Origin of the sequence: Jejudonia soesokkakensis (assembly GCF_042664795.1) — a bacterium.
GTDB classification, from domain to species: Bacteria; Bacteroidota; Bacteroidia; order Flavobacteriales; family Flavobacteriaceae; genus Jejudonia; species Jejudonia soesokkakensis.
The window spans coordinates 275,704-287,499 of record NZ_JBHTBN010000002.1; the positions used below are offsets into that span (position 1 = coordinate 275,704).

Genomic DNA, 11,796 nt, shown 5'->3' on the forward strand with positions numbered 1-11,796 from the left:
AAAGTTTATTCATTTTTATTATCTGTATCTGTACCATCTCCTTCATTTTCTTCTTCCGCTTTTTTCTCGGCTTCTTTTGCTGCTTTTGCCGCTTCTTTTTCTTCTTCGGTTCGTTTGCTCAAAATGGCTTTCCAGAGCTCATCAAACTTATTGAACTCTTGTGTAAAAATAAGCGCAATTCCGCTTACGACCGTTTGTCCATCAATCACATTTTCGAACTCATTTCTTCGGAAACCTTTTAATCGGTAGCGGCCATTTTCAGTAAGAATATATTCTAAACTTACATTTCCAATCAACGCAGTATTTTCTCCCGATGCACTGCTCCCTTGAATATCTACTTCGCTACCCACGCGTACAATCAATCTGTCATTAAATAATTTTTTCTGAGCTGCAATATCCAGTTGGGTTCGTTCCTGCGGACTATCACCCTGATAATCGGTATAACTATCAAGGCCAAAATCAAGTTCTACACCTGTATCTCCCAGTAATTTATCTGAAAATACATTGAGTTGATCCGACAAAGCATCATTGATATTATCTCTGGCAATCGCTGCTGCCCCTCCTCTACTACCGTCGCTTCCAGGTTCTGGATAAAAGCGATTGAGTACTAATAATGAAAATACTTGTTTGTTTAATTCTGCTTCTTGCGAATTTAGTTGTTGTACACGACCGTAAACTTGTCCGCCAATCGCTCCCTGTTCATCTTCAGGCATATCTAAGCTGAAAGAAATTTTAGGTTGTAATAATTCGCCATCCACATTAAGATACACATAAAACGGAAGTACTTGACGAAATCTGGTTTTAATGGCTGGGTCAGATCCAGAAGTCACAGACGCCATTAATGGAGAGGCCGAAGCTTCTACATCGTATATTGCTCTCACATCCAATTTCGCATCAAACGGATCACCTGCCCAAGAAACACGGCTTCCTGGAGCTAAGGTAAACTTTCGGTTGACGAGATTGTATAAATTCATTTCATAATGCCCGCCTGCAACATCATAGACACCAGAAAGTGTCATTCGGCCATTCGGTTTCATTTTAAAATTAAAATCTCCCTCTCCATACACCTGAAAATTATCTCCGGTTTGTTCATCAATAATGATCTTGACTTTTGCGTCTTTCCCAACGTTTACTAAAGCCGAAATATCAAATCCTGTAATGGTTCCTGTTTCTTCTTCAGTTCGAGTTAAAATGGCATCTGGATTTTCTCTGTTGACAAAAACAACCACACCGTCTCTACTTTCAAAATTTGCGGTGGCTGTAGGCATTATATAGGTTATATCTGTGTTGCTATTGACAGAGGCTGTCATATTTACTACCGGAATTTGTAAATCTCCTGTGATTGCTGCGTCGGCATCAAAACTTGCGGTTCCGTATAAAAAGTCATTATCATCTTCAGAAGCATTTAACACTTGAAAATCATCTGCCTTTAGCTGTAGATCAAAAGTAGGATTAATGAAGGTTTCGGTTCCTATAGTGCCGCTAGCAACAAAAGTGTTTCCGTTAGCATCCCGAATAGTAAAACCATTCATTGCTACTCCTGCATTGTCAATGTTAAGTGTTTCGTTTTGTAGTGTAAAAGGAGCATTCAGTTTTACAATGGTCAAATCGGCATTTGTAAAGGTAAGATTCCCATCATAGTTAGGTGCCGTTGGTGTACCGCTTACTTTAAAGCTTCCTTTAAAACTTCCATCAGCATCTTTAATTTCACCTAAAGTAAACCCTTCTAAGGCTTTCATGTTAAATCGATTGATCATTACATTAAGATCGAGATTGGCTTCATTATTGACAGAAACATAATCCCCTCGTACCTCTAAATCTACCTCGCCTCCCTTGACAGCGGCATTAAAGTCATAACTGTTTCCGCCGTGCGATTTTGCATCGACACTCATCGTTCCTAAGGGTACTTCAAGAACATTAAAACTACGTACATCAAGGTCTGCTAAAATTCCAGTATTTCCAAAAACATCTTCTATGACGAGGCGACCGTTCATATTTCCGCTGGCGAATTCGGTTTCGGGGTTTAAATAATTTAAAAATTCACTAAGTTCAAAGTTTTCAAAATCGATTCCAACATGATCTTTTTCGATAGGAAGATTATCACTAAAAACAACCGATTGATTCCCACGACTGAACCTAAAGTTATTAAAATTAATTTTATTTTCAGTTAGGATAAGTTCGTTATCGGCAGGCGTTTGCCATGCATTCTTCTGAATAATTAAACTATCTGGCACCACATGAAAAACTAAGCGTTCTCGTTTTCCAGTAATCTGAGTTCTAATCTGAATTAATTTCTCATCATCTTGATAGGCGATAAAGTCGAGATCTAACTCATTATTATTTTGATTTCCTTCAATCTTTGTGCGCTGAATATTTAAAGGGCCTGCCGTAATTTCTTTAAAGCCTAAATCGAATACAAATTTATCTTTATCGGTATCCATAGAAAAAGACAGACTATCTATTTCGTTTCCAGCATAGTTAATATGAGGCGCTGTAACATTAGCTTTTAGTTTTCGTGCCTTCTCGTCAAAGTCGGCAGCAATAGTTACCGTATCCAGGTCCTGCATATTGACAAGAAATACTTCATTGAGGATAGGTGCTTGGCGAACTTTTCCTTTAAGACTAAGTTTTACTGGATTTACGATACTATCTGGAACTTCGGTATCCCGATAAAAATAACTAAATACATGTCGTTGGAGCGATTTTGAAAAAGTAACAGGATCTGTGTTTGACTCAAGCTCCAGATGCAATAATTTATTATCCAGCCAGATAGAGGTGGTATCCTTTCTAACATGTGCTGTTGCCGTCACCCCTCCTACCAAATACGTTTTATCATCATATACCACCACACCGTCACCCATAGTAGAAATCACATCGTAGCTTTCTAGATTTCCGTTAAAGTCAGCATCTAGTTTAAACCCTGTACGCACATCTCGTTGCATAAGCCCCAATGCCTGTAGATCTGCACCAATTAAGTTAAGACTCACATTTGCCTGCGTAGCAATAGAATCTAAAATAACATCGGCTGCAAGGTCCAGATTGATATTATTGTCTTTATATTTTGAAAGAATTTTTCCTTCTCCATTTTTAAAAGTTCCGTTGATGGTAAGGTCTTCAATAGTGTACGCTGGCAATGTAAAGCTTGAGATATTCGCTTCCATCGTAGCATCGAGCGTATTGATAGTGCTTCCACTTCCTGAAGCTTCTACAGTAAGACTTATAGGACCTAATTGATCATTTGCCAGTAATTGTTCCAAATGGTATTTTTCAATACTAAGATTTCCATCAAACGCTATGTTTGAATCATTTTTAAAAGATCCTTGTACCGTTGCAACTCCTTGGGTAGTCGTCAATCTGGCATCTGTGATAATATTTGTCGGACTTCCCGAAATTGTTCCTGTCAGCTTTATATCCTGCGGAAGGTTGACACCCAATTCTTTTTCATCGACAAAAAGCAGTAAGTCTTTCTTTTTCGTTTCAGCTAAAAAACGGGAAAAGTTAAACTGAAGATTGTCCGGATTAGTAGCATTTTTAAGTGTTCCATTGGCCGAAATCCAAGTGTTTCCCCAATATACATTAGCTTTATCTATATTAATGTCTGAAAGATAGCCGTTCGCATTGAGATTTCCGGTCACATATTTTCTTCTCAGGGTTTTTAAGTAGTTATTTTTTCTTAATTCTGGCTGAAACTGAAATACTTCCTTCATATCCACTTGAAACTCTGGAACAATCACTTTCACTAACGATTTTTCTGGGGCCTCTATTAAAGCTGAAAGTTCCGAGTATTGTAACGTGGCAAGTCCGCGAATTCTATTCTCATTGACCTGAAGCACCAAATCTTCGATTGACAAATCGGTGTCGGTTGCGTTAAAATCTACTGCCAATTCCTTCAGAGTAAAGCCAGAGGCTTCTTTAAATGTTCCCTTTTCAATAGTAAATCCTGCTTGTTTATCTTTTAAAAAGATATTATTTCCTTTTAGATGTAGGTCTTTCAGAAATAAAGCATTCGGATTAAAAACTCCAGCTACGGGTTGCTCATTGCGCACCTGATAACTAATGTCATTATTACTTAGATCAAGATTGTCGATTGCTATTAAAAAATTTGGCCACTCAAAAGCTGCGATATCCTGTTTAGCTTCTTCGACTACCTCTTTTGCAGTTTCGGTAATTTCGTTTTCTTCCGTTTCGGTTTTAATTCTAATGATCGAATTCTTCAGAATAAAATCTCCAATATCGATATCGTTGTTGGCTAAATCAGCTCTATTGACTTCAGCAAAAAGTTGTACAATTCCCAATTCTGCTGCTATACCGTCGCCGGGAGATGCATAATTGAGCATAGAATTAGTAACTGTGAGGTCGTCTATGGCTAAATACGGAAGCGGTGCTGGTGGTGCATTTGGATCAACAGGAACAGGGTTTTGAATGTATTTAATAGTAGCATCGGCTAGATTTCCTTGAGAGGCTTCAAACTTGAAATTTTCTAGATCGGTCGTTTTCATATCCAACGCTAATTCACCCACCATAAAACGACTTTCAATTCCTAATACGGCATCATTATAAGTGACATCAATCTCTTTTAGATGTAGGTCTCCCAAAATGATATTCAGTGGCGCAGCGGTAGTATCTGTAGTAACGGGTGTAGAGTCTGTGGTTCCAAAAGCATCTAATAAGAATTGGAAGTTATACCCTTCGATGGAATCGGTACGTGTGATAGTAGCTTTTACCCCTTCCCAGTCAAGTGCCTCTACTCCTATCCCATTGCCTCTAATGATTGGCAAAAGTGGAATGTCTGCTTCAAGATAGCGGGAATAGATAAGCGTGTCCCCTTTTTTATCTTCAAGGTACAGGCCTTTCAGCAAAATATCTCCATCAAAAGTGACAAAGAGCTTTTCAATTTCAACTTTGGTATTTGTTTTATTGGAAACGTATTTTGTTGCTTTATCCACAATAATTCCCTGTCCCCATTCACTTCGAATAAACAATACAAGAAGTAATAGAAATATTAAAATACCAAGCATCACTCTCGCAATTCTACGGAGCCACCTGAATTTCTTTTGCTTCTTATTTTGTTCTTTTTTTTCTTTCTTCAAAGCCTACTTACATTCTTCTCTTTCTCTTTTAGCAAAGAGCATGCAAAATATTGTTTTCTGAGCAATTAAAAGTTACAGAAAACATAACATTTAAGAAAATATTTAGCAAAATCAATTTATGGGTATCTAATTTTGAAAGGAATTAAAAAACAAACATCTTGAAATCTAAGATTGAAATAATAAAACAGCAATACAAAACTATTGAAAGAATACCTGATAGCTGGAAACCTACAGACTTTACCGCAGTATTAAAACTTCTAGAATACGACGATGTCGCTACTTTAGCTGAAAATGAACTGGAAGAAATGACCATTTTGGCGCTATCTGACCTAGAACCACATGAAGCGGCAGAACTTCTAATGCAATATATCTTTAGTAAAGATGAGCTCAATAAAGGGCAAATTCAGAATATGGGCAATGAAATGCAAACCGAAAAAGCCTGGGAAGAATATGCCGGAATCGAATTGCATAAACAGTTTTTTATCGTGGGTGATTTGCTTTATAAAACCTTTGGTGGCGGTACTTTTCCACATCCCGAAGCTGTAGAGTTGACTGTACAGTTAACCTTTGCAAACGAGCATGCCGTACAAGAATTTAAAAAATCTGAACCTTCTAATATTTTAAAAGTTATTGCGCTTGGGTTACCAGAAACTGTTGTCCTTAATCGATTGTATAAGGAACACTTACAGGAAGAGGAAATGGAGGAAGCATCTCACATTTTATGGCAAACACAGCTCGAATCTGATGGAGGATTAACTTTAACGTATCGAATCATTAGTTCAGAATACTGGGTTGAAGCTTTTAAATACACAGACCCCTATACGGTTAATTATGCTACTGGAGATGCTACATTTTCTCTATAAGTGAGCGAGTTTAGCTGTCTCGGTTTTTTCTGAAAAGTTAGCAAGGAGTAGTTTTAATTTCGGATTGATAAACTGCCTACAAAAAGGTTTCTCGGGATTATTAAAATAGTAGTTAGTAATTTGTGTTCTTGAAGGTTTAAACTCATTGAAAAATAGAACTTTTGTGATGAGTTTATCTTTGAAATCTGATTGTAGTTCACTTAGCAATTGTTGGCATTCTTTTTTCTGTTCTTCTGAAAATACATAGATAGCAGACCTATATTTTTCTCTCATAGAATGGTTTGAAGTACTTTTATGTGTGTGTAAATGAATTTCTATTAACGCCTGAAGCGAATTTTGTTTCGTAAAAAAATGTACAATAACCGCTTCAGAAAAACTAGCATTCTCCTCTTTGGAAGCGACATAACCCTGTTCAACTTTTACGACTCCCTTGAGGGATTGAAAAACAGCTTCAGTACACCAGTGACAGCCTCCACCTAAGGCGATTTTTTGAGTTTCAGAAATCATACAATGGGTTTGAAATTTGTGAGGAAATGAATTACTTTCTCATGTGGCATCTCACAGGGCTTTACTAAGTCTGAAGTTGAAGTACTATAGTAATTAAAGCTTATAAAATTAGTACCCGCCAACTCTTTAGCAAATATTTTAATACTATTCCCGCTATTGAAATCTCCCCGGGTAATGCCGTATTTTTTATTCTTATATATGCCTTCCGAATAGCCTAAAGGTATTTGTCGAATCCTTGAAGTTAAACTGATTGTTTTTATTTGTAACGTATTTCCTTTTTTTATAGACGTCATATAAAATGGTAACTAACATTTAAAAATGACCGAAAGGTTTATTGATTCAGCAAATTTATTTAAAGAATTTTTGACACTGAAAATTAGTTAGTTACAAGGATACACAAATCAAGTTTTAATATTTGGCACGCTCATTGGTTTTTAAAAGAAACGAATACTAATTTAAAACTTTCTATTATGAAAAATCTAAAAAAACTTTGGAACAAAAGGTTTAAAAATTTCAACACAAAATTAGAGGAGTTTGCAAAAGCGAGTAGTTATGCAATCCACAGATAGTGTTTCTATTTTTATATCCGTTTAAAAATCCCTTGCTGTACTTAGTGAGGGATTTTTTGTATACAGAATTAACTGTATATTTATGTATATATAATTAATAACCAAATAACTTTATAACATGAAAAAGACTTTTAGTCCCCAATTACTCTTTGTAATAGCTTTTGAAGACGGCAGTACAGAACAGCAAGTAATACAAAAAGGAAATAACTAAAAATCAGAATGAAGAAATATTGTATACTATTGATATTTTTAGGATCCAATTTTTTATCTATTGCTCAATTTAGTAATATTAAGTTGGTAGGAAATGAAAATATTTCAACTCCTCGTTTTATACAAACTGGAGATATGGATAATGATGGAGATATTGATGTCATAGCTCCTTCTTTTGATAGAATCGTAGTTTTTAGTAATGATGAAAATGGTAGTTTTGGTTTTCCAACAATAATAATTGATGAATTAGGTGTTACACAAACTCATTTTGTTTCAGATCTTAACGGTGATGGTTTTTTGGATGTATTAGGAACAGACTTTGACGTTGCTATGGAAAATTTTTGGGTGTCTAACAATGGTGATGGTACTTACGGAGATAAAATGACTATCTATACTGGTGCTCGACCCTACCATATTTTTGCAGTTGATATTGACAACGATGGTGATAATGATGTACTTACCAATTCTGGAGCACAACAAGAACTACGACTTTTTAAAAACACAGACGGCTTAGGTACCTTTGATTCGGGTGCTAATGTAAATGTAGGACATACCAATGGGCGCTCTACAGGAGCTGCAGATTTTGATGGTGATGGCGATATGGATCTAGCCAGCTCGGGTTCTGGAGGAACACAATTAACGTGGTTTGAAAATCTAGAGGGTTTAGGCAACAGCTGGGGCATTCATGAAATACAACTGGAAGGGAATGGTGTACGATCTATTTATGTGGTTGACATGGATGGTGATGGTGATGCAGATATTTTAAAAGGAGTATATATTGGCAATCTTGCCTGGCATGAAAACATAGACGGTCTAGGCACCTTTAGTGCGGAAAAAGTTATTGCTCCAGCCCTAGATTTTATGGCTTCGGTCTTTGCTGCAGATCTTGATAATGATGGTGATATGGATGTCATGTCCACACATGATACAAATGCATCTTGGTGGGAAAACTTAGATGGACAAGGCACTTTTGGAAGTCAACAGGACTTTTATACTGAGTTTAATTTTGCAATTGCCATAGAAGCTGCAGATCTGGATAATGATGGTGATAACGATGTGGTCGTCGCCTCACAAAATGATAATGCAGTCTATTGGTTTGAGAATTTTAGCATTTTAAGTTCACCAGAGCAATTTATTGAGTTGATAGAAGTTTACCCCAATCCAGTGGGTGATACGCTATATTTCACATCCAGTAAAGTTGGAAAATATGATGTGACTATTACAGATGCTTTGGGAAGGACATTAGTTTCAGAAAAGAACAGTCCTGGCAGTATCAATATTGCTCATCTTAGCAGTGGGACACTTTTTATAACAATTAGTGATGGGAAGTATTCCACAATTAAAAAAGCCATCAAACTATAATTCAAAACTTATTTTTAAATCCCTTACTAGAAATAGTGAGGGATTTTTAATGTTTTAGAACTTTCAGAAGAAATAACCCGAACCATTTTAAATAAAATTTCTATTTTCGTGCCAACTAAAAATAAACCTATGTTTAAAAAAATACTCTTTAGCATTACCATCGCTTTCATTTCATTTAGTGCAATTGCACAACTTAAAGACATTAAAATTGAGGAAGAGCGAAAAGCAAATCGTATTTTTTTATACGCCTTAAATGAAAACCTGGTGGATCTTGATGTTTCCATTGAAGTTGAAGGTACTGGTATAAGAACTAGAGCTGGTAAACCCAGACTTACAAGAGTTCCTGCTACCTCAAAGGTAAATATTACCTCTATTATTGTTGAAAGAGATAAAACACCTGTATACACTTACAAACTTACTGTCAATGAAGAACTTTCAAAAAGAGTGATCAAAGCGGAAGCAACACCCATAAAAATAGATTTTGAAAAACCTGTCACGATCTATACCACAAAAGCTTGCACTAGCTGTGACTCACTAGTCGCTCAATTGGATGCTAGCCCTTATCGATATGCCTTACATAATCTTGAAGAAAAACCTGAAATGCGTGCGCAGATAAAAGCTGCTTTACCATCATTAGATGCTGTTACTTCTGCTGTGGTGAGTATCAAAGGGGTACTATATACAAAGATCGAAACCTTAAATCAATTACTAGAAAAAATAAATGCTGAATAGTTTTCTTGCTACAATAGGACCCTGGCAGCTTTTGCTAATTGCAGGAATGCTGCTATTAGTGGTAGGCATTCCAGCTATCGGACTCTATTTTTTTCTGAAAAACAGAAAGAAAGACTAATAAACTTTACTCCTCTTCTGGTGGTGGATGCCCATGGATTTGCTCATAGATAGTATCGAAATTCTCTCTCAAAAAACTGCGAAGTTTTAATCTGTAATCATCTTTTAACCAGGCTACAAAATTGTGAGTGCTTTTTGAGATACATTTTGTATACCGCTCTATACGATGATCAATATCATCTCCCAATTCTTTTGCTAAGATCAATGCATCAAAGACATCTTCACTGTTTTCAGTACAAATTTTGGCATGTTGCTCTATCGAACGTTCTAAGATCACTTTGGTAGACTCTCCATCCTTTACCGATTGTATGTAGGCTTTTTTAATGTCAAAGTAGACATTTTCAGAATTTGCAAATTGAGCTCGAAGCTCGTCTGGCATCTCGTAGGTAAAGTTTTCTTCAATCGACTCATCGTCGATTAAATGATCAACAAAGTAAGAAGGCGATCTAAAAATACGTTGCCAGTCTAAGTCCTCACCCCAAGGTCCAAAACGGTAGAAATTGTTCCCTAAATCAATAACGTTAAATGTACTTTTATTTGGAAGTACACGAGAACCTCTACCAATCATTTGGTAATACAGAGTTAAAGATCGTGTTGCTCTATTCAATATAATACTCTCAACCGTCGGTTCATCAAAACCTGTGGTCAATATACTCACAGAAGTTAATATCGCATCTGGAGTTTCTTTAAACCATTTCAGGATTGCTTTACGCTGCTTCTTAGTTGCGGTGTTATCCAAATGCATAATTGGATATCCTTCTCTTCGGAACGTGTCGTACACGTATAAAGATGTGTTTATCCCATTATTAAATATCAATGTTTTAGTGCCTTTACAACGTTCTTCATACGCCTGAAGCAACCTGCTAAGCATGTCTGCTCCTGTATACAAATCATCTGAAGATTGGACTGTATAATCACCATTAGAGCCAACCACAAGATTGGTAAGGCCTACATTATAAGAGTATGGAATGGCTTCAGAAAGAAATCCATTTTCAATAAGATCTGGAATACTTTCCCCAACAATCAATTCGTCATAATTATCCTTCATAGGAAGTTCAATATTAGAACTCAACGGTGTTGCTGTAACCCCTAAGATAAATGACTTTTCAAAATATTTAAATAGCTTCGTAAAAGAGTTGTAGTGTGCTTCATCAATAATAACCAGTCCAACATCTGAAATATCCAACTTATCATCACGTAAACGATTGTTTAATGTCTCCACCATTGCCACAAAACAAGCATATTCTTTTTGATCTTCAAGATTTGCTTTGCTACTTACAATTTTATTCTTTACGCCAAACTCTGTTAGCATCGCGGCAGTTTGCTTACACAACTCAATACGGTGCGTCATCACCAATACCTTTTTATTGTGATTTTTAAGATACTGTCTAACGATTTCAGAAAAGATAACCGTTTTTCCACCACCTGTTGGTAATTGATACAACAAATGATGATCTTCGGGTGCTTCTTCAAAACTGGTAAAAATCTTATCAATAGCTCCTTTCTGGTAACTATAGAGATCTTTATCTGTTTGTCTTTCTTGTAGGGCTAGCTCTTGAGCAGATGTTGACATGTTGACGTTTTTCCTTTTTTGAGATTTGCAAAAATACCCCCAATTAAAGGTTTATACAATAAATTTGATAAAAAAAGAGTAAGACTTATTAAACTAGGCTAAAAATAGCAATGGCGTACAGATAGAAACGTAAAAAACGTAACAATCCGAAGAGTAAGAAATTTTTAAAAGGATAATCAATAGTACCCGCTGCCATGCTCGTCATTGAATACGGGATTGGCAATAGCGCTCCAACGATGATCATAAAACCGCCCCATTTACGAACGTTTCTAAGGTGTTTTTTCATTTTCACTTCCATATACTCATATACAGAAGGAATCTTTAAGATCCATTTTCCTATAAAGTAAGAAACAACTCCACCTAAATAGGATAACAATGCTAATAATGATAAAAATACGATAGGGTTTACGGTCTTATCTGCCCAGGCGATAAAAATTTCTGGCGGGATAAGTCCTAATAAAGATTCAGAAAGAAAAAACACTCCTAAAATATGTAAGGGTGCATAGGTATTTGTGATGTGCGTAAACAAATCAGTAAAATCGATTACGTACCGATCGAGTAAAAATAAAGCTACTACAAAAAATAGAATCGTAGGTACCGCTTTTTTTAGACTGGCTCCCACAAATGTGTAAAAACCAGTTAAGCTATAGTACTTATGCATACGCTTAAATCTATTTTCTCGTGCTTTTTTTGATTTCTTCATAGTTCATATTCAGTCGCTATGACTGTTTTCTTCTTTTTTATTGCCTCGAAAGAATCGGGCTGCAAATATA

7 protein-coding genes are annotated in these 11,796 nt (G+C 36.1%); 3 read left to right on the plus strand and 4 right to left on the minus strand.

Annotation, left to right across the window (positions count from 1 at the left end):
• Positions 1–5: 5 nt before the first annotated feature.
• Positions 6–5,090 carry a translocation/assembly module TamB domain-containing protein gene (locus ACFQO1_RS05895; RefSeq protein WP_380217056.1) on the minus strand — a complete coding sequence of 1,695 codons (5,085 nt, stop codon included), beginning with the start codon at positions 5,088–5,090 and terminating at the stop codon, positions 6–8.
• Between the two features lie 158 nt (positions 5,091–5,248).
• On the opposite strand from ACFQO1_RS05895, the gene ACFQO1_RS05900 reads away from it, so the two are divergent.
• The gene (locus ACFQO1_RS05900; protein ID WP_380217057.1) at positions 5,249–5,953 is read left to right on the plus strand and encodes a hypothetical protein; all 705 of its coding nucleotides are present in this window, start codon (positions 5,249–5,251) and stop codon (positions 5,951–5,953) included.
• Here ACFQO1_RS05900 and ACFQO1_RS05905 read toward each other — a convergent pair.
• Positions 5,948–6,460 (minus strand): peptide-methionine (S)-S-oxide reductase, encoded by a 513-nt coding sequence (locus ACFQO1_RS05905; protein ID WP_380217058.1) that lies wholly within the window; start codon positions 6,458–6,460, stop codon positions 5,948–5,950. The genes ACFQO1_RS05900 and ACFQO1_RS05905 overlap by 6 nt on opposite strands.
• 788 nt (positions 6,461–7,248) lie before the next feature.
• Between ACFQO1_RS05905 and ACFQO1_RS05910 the strand changes: the two genes are divergently transcribed.
• Both ACFQO1_RS05910 and ACFQO1_RS05915 read left to right on the plus strand, forming a co-directional pair.
• Positions 7,249–8,601 (plus strand): T9SS type A sorting domain-containing protein, encoded by a 1,353-nt coding sequence (locus ACFQO1_RS05910; protein WP_380217059.1) that lies wholly within the window; start codon positions 7,249–7,251, stop codon positions 8,599–8,601.
• Positions 8,602–8,730: 129 nt separating this feature from the next.
• Positions 8,731–9,333, plus strand: a complete 603-nt coding sequence (locus ACFQO1_RS05915; RefSeq protein ID WP_380217060.1) for a glutaredoxin domain-containing protein — start codon at positions 8,731–8,733, stop codon at positions 9,331–9,333.
• A gap of 124 nt (positions 9,334–9,457) precedes the next feature.
• Here ACFQO1_RS05915 and ACFQO1_RS05920 read toward each other — a convergent pair whose 3' ends face one another.
• Both ACFQO1_RS05920 and ACFQO1_RS05925 read right to left on the minus strand, forming a co-directional pair.
• Positions 9,458–11,023, minus strand: a complete 1,566-nt coding sequence (locus ACFQO1_RS05920) for a DEAD/DEAH box helicase (RefSeq protein WP_380217061.1) — start codon at positions 11,021–11,023, stop codon at positions 9,458–9,460.
• An 88-nt stretch (positions 11,024–11,111) separates the two neighbouring features.
• Positions 11,112–11,726, minus strand: coding sequence for a VTT domain-containing protein (locus ACFQO1_RS05925; RefSeq protein ID WP_380217062.1), 615 nt, complete (start codon positions 11,724–11,726; stop codon positions 11,112–11,114).
• Positions 11,727–11,796: the final 70 nt, after the last annotated feature.